This is a genomic window from Methylocapsa acidiphila B2 (assembly GCF_000427445.1).
GTDB lineage: Bacteria > Pseudomonadota > Alphaproteobacteria > Rhizobiales > Beijerinckiaceae > Methylocapsa > Methylocapsa acidiphila.
Genome location: NZ_KE386496.1, coordinates 3,419,471 through 3,434,813, shown reverse-complemented (window position 1 = coordinate 3,434,813; position 15,343 = coordinate 3,419,471). Strand labels below are relative to the sequence as shown.

General features: G+C 61.9%; 15 protein-coding genes. 5 read left to right on the top strand and 10 right to left on the bottom strand.

Going from position 1 to position 15,343, the window contains the following annotated elements; translation table 11 throughout:
• The first annotated feature begins 64 nt into the window (after positions 1-64).
• Entirely contained in the window at positions 65-1,483 is a 1,419-nt protein-coding gene (locus METAC_RS0118955; RefSeq protein ID WP_026608223.1) for a glutamate synthase subunit beta, read from the top strand.
• A gap of 19 nt (positions 1,484-1,502) precedes the next feature.
• On the opposite strand, the gene METAC_RS26015 is transcribed toward METAC_RS0118955, so the two are convergent.
• Both METAC_RS26015 and METAC_RS0118945 read right to left on the bottom strand, forming a co-directional pair.
• The gene (locus tag METAC_RS26015; RefSeq protein ID WP_026608222.1) at positions 1,503-2,291 is read right to left on the bottom strand and encodes a L,D-transpeptidase; all 789 of its coding nucleotides are present in this window, start codon (positions 2,289-2,291) and stop codon (positions 1,503-1,505) included.
• 175 nt (positions 2,292-2,466) lie between these two features.
• The gene (locus METAC_RS0118945) at positions 2,467-3,096 is read right to left on the bottom strand and encodes a L,D-transpeptidase (protein ID WP_026608221.1); all 630 of its coding nucleotides are present in this window, start codon (positions 3,094-3,096) and stop codon (positions 2,467-2,469) included.
• A gap of 235 nt (positions 3,097-3,331) precedes the next feature.
• Between METAC_RS0118945 and METAC_RS0118940 the strand changes: the two genes are divergently transcribed.
• Entirely contained in the window at positions 3,332-4,126 is a 795-nt protein-coding gene (locus METAC_RS0118940) for an ankyrin repeat domain-containing protein (protein WP_026608220.1), read from the top strand.
• Between the two features lie 36 nt (positions 4,127-4,162).
• Here METAC_RS0118940 and METAC_RS0118935 read toward each other — a convergent pair whose 3' ends face one another.
• From METAC_RS0118935 to efp, 3 genes are all read right to left on the bottom strand, one after another.
• Positions 4,163-5,620: a sodium:proton antiporter gene (locus METAC_RS0118935; protein ID WP_051335688.1), complete on the bottom strand. Its 1,458-nt coding sequence runs from the start codon at positions 5,618-5,620 to the stop codon at positions 4,163-4,165.
• A gap of 111 nt (positions 5,621-5,731) precedes the next feature.
• Complete coding sequence (locus METAC_RS0118930) at positions 5,732-6,523, bottom strand: inositol monophosphatase family protein (RefSeq protein WP_026608218.1); 792 nt, start codon at positions 6,521-6,523, stop codon at positions 5,732-5,734.
• Positions 6,524-7,090 carry an elongation factor P gene (gene efp, locus METAC_RS0118925; protein ID WP_026608217.1) on the bottom strand — a complete coding sequence of 189 codons (567 nt, stop codon included), beginning with the start codon at positions 7,088-7,090 and terminating at the stop codon, positions 6,524-6,526.
• A 309-nt stretch (positions 7,091-7,399) separates the two neighbouring features.
• Here efp and METAC_RS0118920 point away from each other — a divergent pair, with 309 nt between their 5' ends.
• The gene (locus tag METAC_RS0118920) at positions 7,400-7,774 is read left to right on the top strand and encodes a hypothetical protein (protein ID WP_026608216.1); all 375 of its coding nucleotides are present in this window, start codon (positions 7,400-7,402) and stop codon (positions 7,772-7,774) included.
• A 51-nt stretch (positions 7,775-7,825) separates the two neighbouring features.
• Here METAC_RS0118920 and ilvC read toward each other — a convergent pair whose 3' ends face one another.
• The 3 genes from ilvC to METAC_RS0118905 all read right to left on the bottom strand — a co-directional run bounded on the left by ilvC (position 7,826) and on the right by METAC_RS0118905 (position 11,275).
• Positions 7,826-8,890, bottom strand: a complete 1,065-nt coding sequence (gene ilvC / locus METAC_RS0118915) for a ketol-acid reductoisomerase (protein ID WP_084143796.1) — start codon at positions 8,888-8,890, stop codon at positions 7,826-7,828.
• Positions 8,891-8,955: 65 nt separating this feature from the next.
• Positions 8,956-9,510 carry an acetolactate synthase small subunit gene (gene ilvN / locus METAC_RS0118910; protein WP_026608214.1) on the bottom strand — a complete coding sequence of 185 codons (555 nt, stop codon included), beginning with the start codon at positions 9,508-9,510 and terminating at the stop codon, positions 8,956-8,958.
• 4 nt (positions 9,511-9,514) lie between these two features.
• A complete protein-coding gene (locus tag METAC_RS0118905) occupies positions 9,515-11,275 on the bottom strand; it encodes an acetolactate synthase 3 large subunit (RefSeq protein WP_026608213.1) in 1,761 nt (586 codons plus the stop codon).
• A gap of 290 nt (positions 11,276-11,565) precedes the next feature.
• Between METAC_RS0118905 and METAC_RS0118900 the strand changes: the two genes are divergently transcribed.
• Both METAC_RS0118900 and METAC_RS0118895 read left to right on the top strand, forming a co-directional pair.
• The gene (locus tag METAC_RS0118900; RefSeq protein WP_026608212.1) at positions 11,566-12,282 is read left to right on the top strand and encodes a haloacid dehalogenase type II; all 717 of its coding nucleotides are present in this window, start codon (positions 11,566-11,568) and stop codon (positions 12,280-12,282) included.
• A gap of 80 nt (positions 12,283-12,362) precedes the next feature.
• Complete coding sequence (locus METAC_RS0118895; RefSeq protein ID WP_051335687.1) at positions 12,363-13,184, top strand: RMD1 family protein; 822 nt, start codon at positions 12,363-12,365, stop codon at positions 13,182-13,184.
• Here the strand turns inward: METAC_RS0118895 and miaA are convergent.
• Together miaA and ispH are read right to left on the bottom strand one after the other, a co-directional pair.
• Positions 13,178-14,095, bottom strand: coding sequence for a tRNA (adenosine(37)-N6)-dimethylallyltransferase MiaA (gene miaA, locus METAC_RS0118890; RefSeq protein WP_026608210.1), 918 nt, complete (start codon positions 14,093-14,095; stop codon positions 13,178-13,180). The genes METAC_RS0118895 and miaA overlap by 7 nt on opposite strands.
• Positions 14,096-14,163: 68 nt before the next feature.
• Positions 14,164-15,120: a 4-hydroxy-3-methylbut-2-enyl diphosphate reductase gene (gene ispH / locus METAC_RS0118885; RefSeq protein ID WP_026608209.1), complete on the bottom strand. Its 957-nt coding sequence runs from the start codon at positions 15,118-15,120 to the stop codon at positions 14,164-14,166.
• Between the last annotated feature and the right edge of the window lie 223 nt (positions 15,121-15,343).

Sequence of the window (15,343 nt, the reverse complement as noted above, 5' to 3'; positions counted from 1 at the left end):
GTTCCGGAAGTGGCCGGAAACTTCAATTCGTTGTTTCGGACTTACGTCCGGCAGAGGATTTCCAATGGGCAAGGTGACGGGGTTCCTTGAAATCGATCGACGTGACCGACGCTATGCGCCGGCCTCCGACAGGATTCGCCACTACAAGGAATTCCTGATCCCGCTTTCGGAGGAAGCGACCAAGGATCAGGCCGCGCGCTGCATGAATTGCGGCATCCCCTATTGTCACACGGGTTGCCCGGTCAACAATCAGATCCCCGATTGGAACGATCTCGTCTACCGCTCGGATTGGGAAGAGGCCTCGCGCAATCTCCACTCGACGAATAATTTCCCGGAATTCACCGGCCGGGTTTGCCCCGCCCCCTGCGAGGCCTCCTGCACGCTAAATCTCTCCGACAATCCGGTGACGATCAAGACGATCGAATGCGCGATCGTCGACCGCGCCTGGGCGAATGGATGGTTGCGGCCCGAGATCCCCGAGGTCAAGACGGGCCGGAAAATCGCCATCGTCGGCTCAGGTCCCGCCGGCCTCGCCTGCGCGCAACAGCTCGCCCGCGCGGGCCATGACGCGCATGTGTTCGAGAAAAACGCCAAGCCCGGCGGCCTGTTGCGCTATGGCATCCCCGACTTCAAGATGGAGAAACATTTGATCGACCGGCGGATCGATCAAATGCAGGCGGAAGGCGTGAGCTTTCACGTCAGCGTCAATGTGGGCGTCGACATCGCCGCGACGTCCTTGCTGGAGGATTTCGACGCCGTCGTTCTCGCCGGCGGCGCCGAAAAGCCGCGCGATCTGCCCGTACCGGGCCGCGATCTTTCCGGCGTGCATTTCGCCATGGAATTTTTGCCGCAGCAGAATCGACGCATCGGGCGCGAGCCGATTCACACCAATGAACCGATCCTCGCCTCCGCCAAGCATGTCGTCGTGATCGGCGGCGGCGACACCGGCTCCGACTGCATCGGGACCTCGATCCGCCAAGGCGCGCTTTCGGTGACCCAGCTTGAAATTCTCCCGCAGCCCCCGGAAAAGGAAAACAAGCTTCTGACCTGGCCGAACTGGCCTTTGAAACTCAGAACTTCCTCGTCGCAGGAAGAAGGCGCCAAGCGGGAGTTCTCGGTTCTCACCAAGGAATTGCGCGGCAAGGATGGGGCGGTGAAGGCGCTCGTCTGCGTCAGACTCGATGACAATCTTAAAGAGATTCCGGGCAGCGCGTTCGAGATCAAGGCCGACCTCGTCCTGCTCGCGATGGGCTTTGTCGCGCCGGTTCACGACGGACTCTTGGATAGCCTCGGAGTGGCCTTTGACGCGCGCGGAAACGTCGCCGCCGATCAGCAGGGCTATGCGACGTCGGTCGCCCGCGTCTTCGCCTGCGGAGATATGCGGCGCGGCCAATCCCTTGTGGTATGGGCGATCCGGGAAGGTCGTCAGACCGCGCGCGCGGTCGACGCCTTCCTGATGGGCTCGAGCCTGTTGCCGCGGTAGAGCAGAAACGCGCGCGGCGCTAAAGGACGACGACCCGCGCGCCGACCCCGACGCGCTGATAAAGGTCGATGACGTCGGCGTTCATCATGCGGATGCACCCGGACGACACGGCCTTTCCGATCGAATCCGGCTCATTCGTGCCGTGAATGCGAAACAGCGTGTCTTTATCGCCCTGGTAAAGATAAAGGGCGCGGGCGCCGAGCGGATTCTCGATGCCGCCGTCCATTTGCTCCGGCAAATCGGGCCGTCGCTGCAACATTTCCTTCGGCGGAATCCAACGCGGCCATTCGGCCTTGCGGCCAACGCGCGCCACGCCTTTCCACTCGAATCCCTGGCGGCCGACGCCTATGCCATATTGGATCGCGCCTCCGCCCGATTGCACAAGGTAGAGATGTCGCGACCTTGTGTCGATCACGATCGTCCCCGGCGGCTCACGGGTCGGATTCTGCACCGTGGTCGCGGTGCGCTCGCGAAAATTAACGCCAAGCTCGACATCCTCTTGGCCCGAGGGTTCGCGATAGCCTCTTGCGCCCGCGCGAGGCGCATAGGGATCGCCGGGCTCATAGGCGGGCGCGGGAGCGGCGGGCTGGCCGTAGCGGTAGGGATTGCCGACATAGGGCGGCGGCGGGTCGGCCGGGAAAAAATTTGGATAAGCCGGATAGTCGTAAGGCGGGTACGAAGGATAGGCTTGGTAGCCGTAATAATTGCGCCATTGCGCCGAGGCGGGCTCAGCGAAGACGAAAAATGAAACCCCTGCGGCCAGCAAGGACAGATTCTTTAGGGCGAGGCTTGCAACGGGACGACGCATCTGGACACTCGATCAGCTGAATTCCTTTGTTCCCCCGGCCCGCTTTAATCTCATCGGATAAAAATGGCGAAAACTAGAATTTCGCTCTTCATCCGACCCCTCGCAAAAACAAAGAAGGACCGATTCGGCTTTCGCCGGAACCGGTCCAGTTTTGCTTCCAACCGTTTTTTCGGAGTTAAAGCACGATCACGGGCGCTCCGATTTTCACCCGTTGATAGAGGTCGACCACGTCGTCGTTGAGCAGGCGGATGCAGCCGGAGGACACAGCCTGGCCGATCGTATCGGGCTCATTGGTTCCGTGGATGCGAAACATTGTGTCGCCATGCCCGTTGTAGAGATACATGGCGCGCGCGCCAAGCGGATTGGCGATGCTGCCTTTCATGACGCGCGGAAGATCGGGACGGCGCTTCAACATGGCGGCTGGCGGAGTCCAGGTCGGCCATTCGGCGCGGCGGCCGATGTAGGCGCGGCCCTGCCACGCGAAGCCCTCGCGTCCGACGCCGACGTCATAGCGCATCGCCTTGCCGCCATCCATCGACAGATAGAGATAGCGATTCTTGGTGTCGATCGTGATCGTGCCGGCGCGCTCGCCTGTAGGATCGTTCACAACGGTGCGGGTTGCGCGCGTCTCATGATTGAGCTCGGTCGGCAGGCTCGCATGTTGAATGTTGTTTTGCTGCTGCGGCTGGTTGCCGAAGAGACCGGCGAATCCGCCGCCGTCAAAGGCTTGCGCGCTCGTCGCGATGAAAGAAACGGCGGCGGCTGCCGCCAAAATCTTGGACTTGGAAATGCGAACCTGGAACATCGTTTGGCAACCCCCGTTCGATGCGCTGCGTCTTGCTGTCGGGCATTGAACGTCCAAGCTGCGCGGTTCGTTCCATGAAAAAACCATAAATGCGCAGCCGGCGCTTCCAGGTTTTTTTTGGGGATGGCCGAACGTTTCCACGCGTCGCGCCCGCCCGCATGATTCCTGCATCTGCCGGGCGTCCGACTCCGTGCCGGACAGATTCGTTCCATTCGCGTCGGGAAAGGCGCTCATCATGAGTCAAGAGATTGCCTTCCGACGAGTCGACGTCGCCTTCGCCCGTGAGCTGCTCAGCAAGGGCGAAACGCTGGTGCTCGACGTTCGCGACGAAGCTTCCTATGCGAAGGGCCATATCGACGGCGCGCGGCGCGCGGGCCGCGACAATCTCCATGAGTTCCTGACCGGCGCGCCAAAGGACATGCCCGTTCTCGTCTATTGCCGCAAGGGCAATTCCAGCCAGGACTTCGCCAAGACCTTCGCCGATTTGGGTTTCACCCAGGCTCTCAGCTTGGATGGCGGCTATGACGCTTGGGTTGAAGCGCATCGGGACCCGGCGCATGCGGCGGCGCCCGCCGCGCTGAGCGACGCGCTGCGGGCTTTTCTCGTCGCGGAAAACTTTTCACCCGAAGACGTCAACGGCGTCGGCGCCAATGCGCTCACCCCTTTGATGACGGCGGCCTATAAGGGTCCGCCGGACATCGTCGCCGAATTATTGCGCGCAGGCGCGCGGGTCGACGCCTGCAATGGAGACGGCGGCCAGCCGCTTTGGCTCGCCTGCGTCGGCGACGATCCAGCGATCGTCGCCATGCTGATCGCCGCGGGCGCCGATCTCGACCATAGAAATGTCAATGGCTCGACGGCGCTCATGTACGCCGCTTCGGCGGGCAAGGCGAAGGCGCTCAAGGCCTTGCTCGAGGCGGGCGCGGATCTCGCCTGCGAGGTCGATGGGGTGAGCGCGCTCGACATGGCCTCGACCCTCGAATGTCTCAATCTCATGCGCGCGGAACAAAAGCGGCGGCCGAAATCCTGATGCAGGAGCGTATAGCGGCGCCCATTCGCCTAAAAATCAGCGCATGAAAAGCCAAGTGACGGCAGCGAAAAGCGGCAAAAGAATCGAGCCGGACCAGAGCATATAGCCGAAGAAGCTCGGCATTTTCACGCCAGCGTCTCGGGCGATGGCGTAGACCATGAAATTCGGCGCATTTCCAACGTAGGTGTTCGCGCCCATGAAGACGGCGCCCAGCGAAATTGCCGCCAATGTGTTGGCGAGCGGGCCCATGAGCGCGCTCGGATCGCCGCCCGCGAGCTCGAAAAAAACCAGATAGGTCGGGGCATTGTCGAGAAACGACGACAACAGCCCCGTCGCCCAAAAATAGATCGCATTGTTGGGCGCGCCGCCTGGATAATCGAGGAGGCGAATGGCCGGCGCGAAAGGCCCGTCGGCGCCTGCCTGCAGCATGGACATCACGGGTATGATGCAGACGAAAATGCCTGCGAAAAGATAAGCGACCTCCTTGATCGGCTCCCAATCGAAACCATTCGCCGCCCGCGTCCGCGCGCCGGTCAATGCAAGCGAGGCGAGGCCGACGCCGATCATCGTTGCCTCGCGAACCGCGTTTTGCAATTCGATCCTCGCGCCGAAAATATCGAAGCCGACATTGGGTCGCCACAGCCCACTTGCGACGATCGCCCCGATCGCAATGCCGATGAGCGCGAAATTGATGAGGCCGCCGAACCTCAATCGGCCCTCACGCGCGGCCAAGCCGGATCGCCCCTCGGGAGCGTCCCAAAGATAGTAATAAGGATTCTCCCGATAATGAAAATAGCAGTCAATGAGATAGAATAGGGCCAACAAGACGCAAATCGCGAAGAGAGTTTGCGGCCAAAGCATGCGCGCGGTCCAGAAAAACGCGATTCCATGCAGGAAGCCAAGGAAAAGCGGCGGATCGCCGAGCGGCGTCAAGGCGCCGCCGATATTCGAAACGAGAAAGATGAAGAAGACGACGACATGCCCCTTGGCCCTGCGGCTTTGATTGGCGCGGATAAGTGGCCGGATCAGAATCATCGACGCGCCGGTCGTTCCGACAAGGCTCGCAAGCGCCGCGCCGATGCCGAGAAACGCGCAGTTGACGAGGGGTGAGCCTTTGAGCTTGCCGGAGATGGAAATCCCGCCCGCGGCCGTGAACAAAGCGAAGAGCATCAGGATGAAGGGCAGATAGTCCAACGCCATATTATGCGCGAAAGCCGCCGCAGCGGCGGCCGGGCCTTCGACAAAGGCGAGGCCGACGAGCGTCAACATCGCCCAGAAAGCGGCCGCCTTTTCGTAGTGGATATGCCACCATTCCTTGACGACGAGCGGCCCGAGCGCGATCGAAAGCAGGATGCCGGCGAATGGCAGCCCCAAAAGCACAGGGAGATGCGCGCCGTCGATATGCTCCGCCGCCTCCGCTGCGTTGGGGATCGCCACGCCGGTCACGACGGCCAAAGCCGCTACTCTGATATTGGTCGATGCGCGGCCCGACATTCGGTCCCTAAGCTCCCTGAGCAGTCTTTCGACGTTGGGAGCTAACGAGATTGCATGAGCTTGGCAATGCAATCTCGTCATCGCCTTGCCGCGGCGCAGGCCGCGGCTACGTTAGGGCGCGCGAATGAGGCCGAGCAAAGCGCGATGGATGGCGTCATTGCCGGCGCAGATCGATCCCTTGGCCAGCATGTCATGGCCGCCGTCCGCGTCGGTGACGAAGCCGCCGGCCTCACGGATCATGATGATTCCTGCGGCCATGTCCCAGGGCTGAAGATTGCGCTCCCAGAAGCCGTCGTAATTTCCGGCCGCGACAAAACAGAGATCGAGCGCCGCCGCGCCGAGGCGACGAATATTTCCCGCCCGCGCCATCACCTCGGCGAGTTCCGCTTTAAAGCGGGGATGTTCCTTGGCCTTGCCGAGATGGGGCACGCCGCAGCCGATCAGCGTGTCCGCCATATCCTTGCGGGCGGCCACCCGCAGGCGCCGGTTATTGTAATAGGCGCCCTGCCCTTTCTCGGCGACGAACATGTCGTCGGTCGCCGGATTGTAGACGAGGCCGGCGACGATCTGCCCTTCGCGGGCGAGGCCGATCGAGATGGCGAAGATAGGCAGGCCATGCAGAAAATTGGTGGTGCCGTCGAGCGGATCGATGAACCAGGTATGGCTTTTATCGGAGCCTTCGATCTCGCCGCTCTCCTCGAGCACGAAGCCATAGCCCGGCCGCGCCTTGGCGAGCTCCTCCTGAAGGATTTTTTCCGCCTTCTTATCGGCGGCGGAGACGAAGTCGCCCGGCCCCTTGACCGAGACCTGCAGATTCTCGACCTCGCCGAAGTCGCGCTTCAGGCCGCGACCCGCCTTGAGCGCGGCCGCCGTCATCACATTCATGAGCGCGGATCTAATCATTTAATCCGCCCGTCGAATATAGCTGACGTCATTGGTGTCGACGATGATTCTCTCGCCCGCCTCGATGAACACGGGCACCATCACGCGCAGGCCGTTTTCGAGCTTCGCCGGCTTATAGGACGAGGTTGCGGTCTGGGCTCGCACGACCGGATCGGCCTCGACGATCTCCAAAGTAACATGGGTCGGCAGCTTGATGCTGATCGGCCGCGCCTCGTGCATTTGCAGCGTGACCTTCATCCCGTCCTGCAGAAAGGCGGCGCGCTCGCCGACGAAATCAGTGGCGATCTCGATCTGCTCATAGCTTTCCAGGTCCATGAAGACGAGGCTCTCGCCTTGCGCATAGAGAAAGCTGAAATCCTTGAGCTCGAGGTCGATCGCCTCGACCGTGGCGTCAGCGCGGAATCTTTCGTTGAGCTTGCGGCCGTCGATGAGATTTTTCAGCTCGACTTGATTGAAGGCGCCGCCCTTGCCGGGCTTCACCGCATTGGTCTTCACCGCGACCCAGAGTCCGCCGTCGTGCTCGATGACGGCGCCGGGCGCAATCTGATTTCCATTGATTTTGGCCATGGATGTCCGTGCGTGCGAGGATCGTGCGCGATGCAGCTTTCTTAAGGCTGCGCTTCAATGCCCGCCGCGCGGCGACGCGTCAACCTAGTCGCAATTTTACAAAGCTGCTCGAAGCGATCATGCCGTCTGCGCAAATTTATGTAACATAGTTTGTGTAAGACTGCCTCTCATCCAGTTTCCTGCGTAAATGAGCTGGGCTGACTAGTTTGGACAGCGCCGGATCGCTCCCGATCAAATCAGATGTCGCCCCTTGAACGCGATCCGCCGCGCGCGACTTTCATTCGTTGGGAGTAGCCGAGGGAGGGAAGCATGGGCGCGAGCAAATCTGCGACGACGGTGAAAAGGCCAATACTCTTGATCGCGATGGGAGCGGCGCTTTTACTGCAGCCTGGCACGGCCGGCGCCGCCTCGCTTTTCTGGTCTACGACCCCGGTGCATACAGCTAAGCTAAACCAATGCCTTTCCTTCGCACGGGACGCAATGCACGATCTCAACGTGCAATCAATTCGCGTCAGCCGCGATGAAGTCGCCGGAACAAGCGGCGGCGCCTACGCGGCGATCACCTGCATCGGAACCAATCCCGCCACCGCCGTCATCATGGTCGTCGGCGATCAAGACGACGAGACTTCCGCTTTACGCGATAGTCTGAAGCAGAAGATCGCCGGCATCACCATTATCGACTAGCCGTTCGAGATAGGCCGCGGACTCGCCTCGGCGACAACCGCGGCCCTAGTCTCAGTTCTTGTCCTTGTCGACCAGCTTATTGGCGCCGATCCAAGGCATCATGGCGCGAAGTCGCGCGCCGACTTCCTCGATCGGATGTGCGGCGGATTTCGCGCGCATCGCCTTGAACGAGGTCTGGTTGACTTCGTTCTCGAGCATCCAGTCGCGGGTGAAGCGGCCGGATTGAATATCGTTCAGCACGCGCTTCATCTCGGCCTTGGTCTCCGGCGTCACAATGCGCGGCCCGGTGACATATTCGCCATATTCGGCCGTGTTGGAGACCGAATAATTCATCGTCGCAATGCCGCCCTCGTAGATGAGGTCGACTATAAGCTTCACCTCGTGCAGGCATTCAAAATAGGCCATTTCAGGCGCATAGCCGGCCTCGACCAGGGTCTCAAACCCGTTGCGGATCAGCTCGACGAGGCCGCCGCAAAGCACAACCTGCTCGCCGAAGAGATCGGTCTCGCATTCTTCCTGGAACGTCGTCTCGATAATGCCAGCGCGGCCGCCGCCGATCGCCGACGCGTAGGACAGGCCGAGATCGAGCGCGTTGCCAGACGGGTTGCGCGCGACGGCAACCAGGCAGGGGACGCCGCCGCCGCGCTTATATTCTGAGCGCACCGTATGGCCCGGCCCCTTCGGCGCGACCATGATGATGTCGAGGTCGCCGCGCGGCTCGATCAGATTGAAGTGAATGTTGAGGCCATGCGCGAAGAGCAAGGCTGCGCCCTGCTTCAGATTGGTCTTGAGATGATCGCGGTAGATGTCGCGCTGCAATTCGTCGGGCGCAAGCACCATCACGACATCGGCCCATTTCGCCGCGTCGGAGACGCTCTTGACCTCAAGACCTTCGGCCTCGGCCTTCTTTGCCGTCGCCGAATCCTCGCGCAAAGCGACCGCGATCTCCTTCACGCCCGAATCCCTGAGGTTCAAGGCATGCGCATGGCCCTGGCTGCCGAAGCCAATGATCGCGACCTTCTTGCCCTTGATGAGATTGATGTCGGCATCTCGATCGTAATAAACGCGCATTGCTCGAAGTTTCCTCGTTGAATCGGCGGATTCGCGCCGCCTCATATGGCATGGATAGTCTTTTAGGCTGCGGCGCGGCTGCGGTCAAAACCGGTCAAACGCGCGCCTTCTCACCCGATCGGGTTCGGCCCGCGCGAGATCGCGGCGACGCCGGTGCGCGAAACTTCGACGAGCCCGATCGGCCGCATCAATTCGATGAACTGATCGATCTTGCCGACATTACCGGTCAGCTCGAAGACGAAGCTCTCGATCGAGGCGTCGACCACCCGCGCGCGAAAAGCGTCGGCGAGGCGCAAGGCCTCTTGCCGCTCCGGCCCCTTGCCCGCGACTTTGATCATCGCGAGTTCGCGTTCGACGGCGCCGCCGCGCAACGTCAGGTCCGTCACCTTATGAACCGGCACGAGACGCTCAAGCTGATGCCCGATCTGCTCGATCGCTTCCGGCGTTCCGGTAGTTACAATGGTGATGCGCGACAGATGCTCGGCATGGGCGACCTCGGCCACCGTCAGGCTTTCGATATTATAGCCGCGGCCAGAAAAAAGCCCGACGACGCGGGCGAGAACGCCGGGCTCGTTATCGACGAGCACCGAGAGCGTATGGACCTCGATGTTGGATTTGCCGAGGGCGGACGAGTAAGGCGAGAGAGGGGCTGCAGGCGCGTTCATGTCGCTACACCAACATTTTGCCGGGGGCGTCGATCACGCTCCCGATTTCGGCGTCGTGATCGGGCAGGATCATTTCATTATGCGCCTTGCCCGATGGGATCATCGGCAGGCAATTCTCGGTCTTGTCGACGATGCAATCAAAGATCACCGTTCGCGGCGTGTCGATCATCTCGAGGATGGCGGCGTCGAGCTGCGCCGGATCGGAGCAGCGGATTCCATGCGCGCCATAGGCTTCGGCGAGCTTGACGAAATCCGGCAAGGCTTCTGAATAGCTTTCCGAGTAGCGCCCATCATGCAACAGCTCCTGCCATTGCCGGACCATGCCCATATATTCATTGTTGAGGATGAAGACCTTGACCGGCAGGCGATATTGCGCGGCGGTCGAAAGCTCCTGGATGTTCATGAGGATCGAGGCCTCGCCGGCGATATCGACGACGAGCGCGTCCGGATGCGCCAACTGGGCGCCGATCGCCGCCGGAAGGCCATAGCCCATTGTGCCGAGGCCGCCGGAGGTCATCCAGCGGTTCGGCTCCTCGAAATGATAATGTTGCGCAGCCCACATCTGATGCTGGCCGACCTCGGTCGTAATGTAGACGTCGCGCGCCTTGGTCAATTCGTAGAGGCGCTGGACCGCGAATTGCGGCTTGATGACCTCTTTCGACGCCTTGTAGGAAAGCGATTTGCGCGCGCGCCATTGGTCGATCTGGGCCCACCATTTGGCGAGCGGCTCGGCGCTTGCGACGTGGCGCCTCGCCCGCCAAAGCTCGACCATCTTGCGCAGCACATGGGCGCAATCGCCGATGATTCCGAGATCGATCTTGACGTTCTTGTTGATCGACGACGGATCGATGTCGACATGGATCTTTTTCGACCCCGGCGAGAAGGCGTCGAGCCGCCCGGTGATGCGATCGTCGAACCGCGCGCCGACGGCGACCATCAGATCGCAATCATGCATGGCGTTATTGGCCTCGAACGTGCCGTGCATGCCGAGCATGCCAAGCCATTTCTCGCCGGAAGCCGGATAGGACCCGAGCCCCATCAAGGTCGAGGTGATCGGAAAGCCGGTGAGACCGACGAGCTCGCGCAGCAGATGCGAGGCCTCGACGCCGGAATTGATGACCCCGCCCCCAGTGTAGAAAATCGGGCGCTTTGCGGCGGCCATCATCTCGACGGCTTGCGCGATCTTGTCCGGGTCGCCTTCCAGTCTCGGCTTGTAGGTCTTGTGCTCGACCTTATGCGGACCGAAATAAGCGCCAACCGCGAATTGAACGTCCTTCGGAATGTCGATCACGACCGGGCCGGGACGCCCGTTCTGGGCGACATAGAAGGCCTCGTGAAGAACGCGGGCCAGATCGTCGACGTGGCGAACGAGATAGTTGTGCTTGGTGCAATGTCGGGTGATGCCGACCGTATCGCATTCCTGGAACGCGTCGGAGCCGATGAGATGCGTCGGCACCTGACCGGTAATGCAGACGAGTGGGATCGAATCCATCAAGGCGTCGGTCAAGCCGGTGATGGCGTTGGTCGCGCCCGGCCCCGACGTGACGAGAAGAACGCCGGCCTTGCCGCTGGAGCGGGCATATCCTTCGGCCGCATGGGCCGCGCCCTGCTCGTGGCGCACGAGCACATGCTTGATGTGCTTCTGATGAAAGAGCGCGTCATAGATCGGCAGAACGGCGCCGCCTGGATAGCCGAAGATCGTCTCGACGCCTTGGTCCTGCAAGGCTCGGACGACCATTTCCGCGCCGGTCAAAAGATTGGACATGACATGGCCCCTTAGGAGGATTCCATTGGCTATCGGCTAATCAAGCGCCTTCAGGCAATAAAAAAGGCCCCTGAGGGCCTCGGATATGCGCCAGTTTCGGGAGTACGAAGCCTATCTCCGTCCCGTCTCCGGCGCGCGTCTTACGAGAAGGGAAATTTTCACGATATTGCCCCAACAAAGCTATTGTCGTTCTATACCGGCTGGAATCCGCGCGGTCAACACAGTTGCGGCGGCTCGTTGCGCCCCTCGCGAAAGCCGCAAGCGTCCGCGCCCTCCTAGGAGGCCTTGTCTTGGCGGCGTCGCCTGAAGTGAAAGCCTTGTTCTTCGACGTCTTCGGCACTTTGGTCGACTGGCGCCGCGGCGTCGCCGGACAGGCCGAGGCGACGCTCGCGCCGCTCGGCTTCAATCTCGATTGGCCGGCCTTCGCCGACGCCTGGCGCGGCGAATATCAGGTCGGCATGGAAGAGGTTCGCTCCGGCCGCATTCCATTTTCCCGTCTCGACATCATCCATCGGCGCAATCTCGACCGCATCCTTCCGCGTTTTGGCCTTGCGGGTCTTCCCGAGCCTGTCCTGCTCGATCTCAATCTCGCCTGGCATAGGCTCGACGCCTGGCCTGACGCGACCGCGGGACTAGAGCGGCTTCACGCCAATTTTCTTTGCGCGCCTGTGTCGAATGGCAATATCTCGCTTCTCGTCGATCTTTCGCGCCGCAATGGATTTCTTTTTGACGCGATCCTCGGCGCCGAGCTCGCCGGCGATTACAAGCCTAAGCCGCGTGTTTATCTGGCCGCGGCCGAAGCCTTCGATCTTCCGCCCGAGGCCTGCATGATGGTCGCGGCGCATAGCTCCGACCTCGCCGCGGCCGCCACCTGCGGCCTACGCACCGCCCATATCGCCCGGCCCGACGAGCATGGGTCCGGCGGCGCCGGCGAGTCGGCGCCGAGCCATCCGGTCGATTTCGCCGCGGCGAACCTGCTCGATCTCGCGGATCTTCTCGGGGCTTAGCTTTGGCCGGGGGCGCTCGGCCGAAGCCGGCCACATCGTTCGCGCTTCCGCCTCGCGCCGATCTGCTCTAGGGATAGGAAATGACCACCACCCAACCCGCCTTGCACGCGCCCCAGAGCCCCATGCGCCTCCGGGCGCGGGCGCTCATGCTCGGCGACCGCATCGACGCCGCCGGACTCGAGCGATCCGACATGATTTCGGCGACGCCACTCGCGTTCCAGGTCGGCGCCAATGGTTTCGTCGCGCTTTATCGCTACGGCGTCGCGGTCATGGTCGGCCTGTCCCCGCTCGAAGAGGACGAGGTCCTCAATCAAATCAAGGCCAGGGTTTCCGGACCGCATGAGCATGTGGACGATGAGACCGCTATCCTCGAGATCTCGCCGGACCATGACGACAAGATCCCTCCCGGCGGGGTCATCACCATGAAGGACCTGTCCCCGCAGCGCCTCCTCGTGATCGCGGACGCGCTGGCCAAGACGGTCTCGCTCGGCCGCGACGAGCGCGAGGTCAATTTCGTCTTCGACATTATAGAGCCGTTCGCGGCCGATCTCGCGCGCAACGGCCGCCCGCCCTGGAAGCGGCGCTCCATGCTGAAACTGATCGGCCAGACGCTGCTCGTCCAGCATCGCGTCTCCGGCCGCGTCGCGGTGGAGGAAAAGCCCGACGTGCTCTGGGACCGGCCCGATCTCGAGCGACTCTACGCCCGCCTCGAAGATGAATATGAGTTGCGGGAGCGCGCCGAGACCCTAAAGCATAAGCTCGCCACGATCGTCGAGACCGCCCGCGCCCTCACCGACATGATCGACGCCGACCGCGCGACGCGGCTCGAGGCGACGGTCGTGGTTCTGATCATCACCGAGATTCTTTTGACCATCGGCCAGATCGTCTATTGGCATCATTGACCGATTTCGGCGGCGGCCAAAGCTTCCGCCACTTCGGGCGCGACCCAGCGAAACATGCCGAGTTGATGTCGCGCGAAGGTGAATTGCCGCTTGGCGTATTGGCGCGTGTCGAGCTTGCTGCGCCGCGCCGCCTCGTCCAACGAAATTTCGCCTCGGAGAGAGGCGATGAGATGCGGCGTCCCATGCGCGCGCATGACCGGCAGCGCGGGATCGATGCCGCGCGCGGCGAGAGCCTTCGCTTCCTCCAAAGCTCCCGACTCGAGCATGGCGTCGAAACGCGCGTCGATCCGTTCCGTCAACAACGGCCGATCGGGGGCGAGGAACAGAGCGAGCGCGTCTTGCGGATCGAGGAGCGGCGGCGAGCGCTGCGCCTGGAACGAGGCCAAGCTCTCGCCGGTCGCCTCAAACACTTCAAGCGCCCGCAAGATGCGCTGCGGATCAGTCGGCCGAAGCCGCGCCGCAGTCAGGGGATCGCGGCGCGAGAGCTCGGCGTGAAGCTCTGAGACCGGGACACCCTCGGCCCGTGCGCGAAGACTCTCGCGGACCTCCGTCGGGACCGGCGGAATCGCCGAGAGGCCCTGGGTCAGAGCCTTCAAATAAAGGCCTGTGCCGCCGACGAAGATCGGCAGGCGCGCATCGCGCGCGGCCTCCTCGAGCGCAGTGCGGGCGTCTTCGAGCCAAAGCCCAACGGAATGATTGATAGCGCCGTCGACATGGCCGAAAAGGCGATGCGGCGCCTTGGCTTCATCTTGCGCACTGGGACGCGCCGTCAGCACCCTGAGATCGCGATAGACCTGCATCGAGTCGGCGTTGATCACGACGCCGTCATGGGCGCGCGCGAAGCGAAGCGCCAGGGCGGACTTGCCGCTCGCCGTCGGTCCCGCGATAAGGATCGCCGAAGGTCTCGTCAATGCGCCTGAAAGCTCTCTTGCCCGAACCGGCGACGCTACGCCGACGGCCTGATGCGGAGGTCGCCGCGCTAAACAGCCTGCCGCAATTCGCGCGGCAAGGGAAAGAACACCGCCTCGTCGGCCGTTGAGACCGTCTCGACATGGAGCTCGAACCGCTCCGCGAAGGCGTCCATGATTTCCTCGACCAAAATCTCCGGCGCCGACGCGCCAGCGGTGATTCCGAGCGAGGTGATCCCGGAGAATAAATCCCAGTCGACGTCCTCGGCGCGCAGAACCAGCCGCGCGAGCTTGCATCCGGATCGTTCGGCGACTTCCTTCAACCGCTGTGAATTGGAGGAGTTGGAGGAGCCGACGACCAGAAGCGCGTCGACGACGGGCGCGATATGCTTCACCGCTTCCTGTCGATTTGTCGTCGCGTAGCAAATGTCCTCGCGATGCGGACCGATCATGCGGGGAAACCGCCGCAGCAACGCATCGACCATGCTACGCGTGTCGTCGATCGACAGCGTCGTCTGAGTGACATAAGCGAGGTTTTCCTCGTCCTTCGGCTGCAGATTCTCGATGTCTTCGACTGTCTGGACCAGGATGATCGAACCCGGCGGCAATTGCCCTATCGTACCCACGACTTCGGGATGGCCGGCGTGGCCGACGAGGATGACTTGGCGGCCCTGACGGAAATGGAGCTCGGCTTCGCGATGGACTTTGGTCACGAGCGGACAGGTGGCGTCGATCGCAAAAATATTTCGCGCCACGGCCTCCTCCGGAATCGCCTTCGGAACGCCGTGGGCCGAAAAAATTACCGGCTTGGACGTATCGGGCACTTCGTCCAGTTCCTCGACAAAGATCGCGCCTTTGGCCCGAAGGCCCTCGACGACATATTTATTGTGGACGATCTCATGGCGGACATAGACGGGCGCGCCATGGATCCGAAGCGCCTCCTCCACCGCATCGATGGCGCGCACAACGCCGGCGCAAAATCCACGCGGCGCGCATAGGAGGACACGGAGCTTCGGTTTATCGGTCATATGACGCTTCGCCCGAAGCGCTGCCGATCAGACACACTGTCTGAACGCAAGCGCGCATCTTCTAATGACGAGGAGCATGTCCTGATCGAAATAAGGAAGTCAGCAATTCGGAACATGCTTCAGGGTTGCAAACGTGTATGAGTTCGCCCCTTCGGCTGTCAAGTCGCGGCCTCGGCCGCGCCGCGCTCAAGCATAATGGCGCAGAACGAATTTCGGTCGCTTT

Excerpts from the sequence above, each read along its gene's own strand:
- METAC_RS0118930 (WP_026608218.1), bottom strand. The coding sequence starts at position 6,523 with ATGATTAGATCCGCGCTCATGAATGTGATGACGGCGGCCGCGCTCAAG.
- METAC_RS0118955 (WP_026608223.1), top strand. The coding sequence starts at position 65 with ATGGGCAAGGTGACGGGGTTCCTTGAAATCGATCGACGTGACCGACGC.
- METAC_RS0118920 (WP_026608216.1), top strand. The coding sequence starts at position 7,400 with ATGGGCGCGAGCAAATCTGCGACGACGGTGAAAAGGCCAATACTCTTG.
- METAC_RS0118945 (WP_026608221.1), bottom strand. The coding sequence starts at position 3,096 with ATGTTCCAGGTTCGCATTTCCAAGTCCAAGATTTTGGCGGCAGCCGCC.
- ilvC (WP_084143796.1), bottom strand. The coding sequence starts at position 8,890 with ATGAGGCGGCGCGAATCCGCCGATTCAACGAGGAAACTTCGAGCAATG.
- METAC_RS0118940 (WP_026608220.1), top strand. The coding sequence starts at position 3,332 with ATGAGTCAAGAGATTGCCTTCCGACGAGTCGACGTCGCCTTCGCCCGT.
- efp (WP_026608217.1), bottom strand. The coding sequence starts at position 7,090 with ATGGCCAAAATCAATGGAAATCAGATTGCGCCCGGCGCCGTCATCGAG.
- ilvN (WP_026608214.1), bottom strand. The coding sequence starts at position 9,510 with ATGAACGCGCCTGCAGCCCCTCTCTCGCCTTACTCGTCCGCCCTCGGC.
- METAC_RS0118935 (WP_051335688.1), bottom strand. The coding sequence starts at position 5,620 with ATGTCGGGCCGCGCATCGACCAATATCAGAGTAGCGGCTTTGGCCGTC.
- METAC_RS0118895 (WP_051335687.1), top strand. The coding sequence starts at position 12,363 with ATGACCACCACCCAACCCGCCTTGCACGCGCCCCAGAGCCCCATGCGC.
- ispH (WP_026608209.1), bottom strand. The coding sequence starts at position 15,120 with ATGACCGATAAACCGAAGCTCCGTGTCCTCCTATGCGCGCCGCGTGGA.
- METAC_RS26015 (WP_026608222.1), bottom strand. The coding sequence starts at position 2,291 with ATGCGTCGTCCCGTTGCAAGCCTCGCCCTAAAGAATCTGTCCTTGCTG.
- METAC_RS0118905 (WP_026608213.1), bottom strand. The coding sequence starts at position 11,275 with ATGTCCAATCTTTTGACCGGCGCGGAAATGGTCGTCCGAGCCTTGCAG.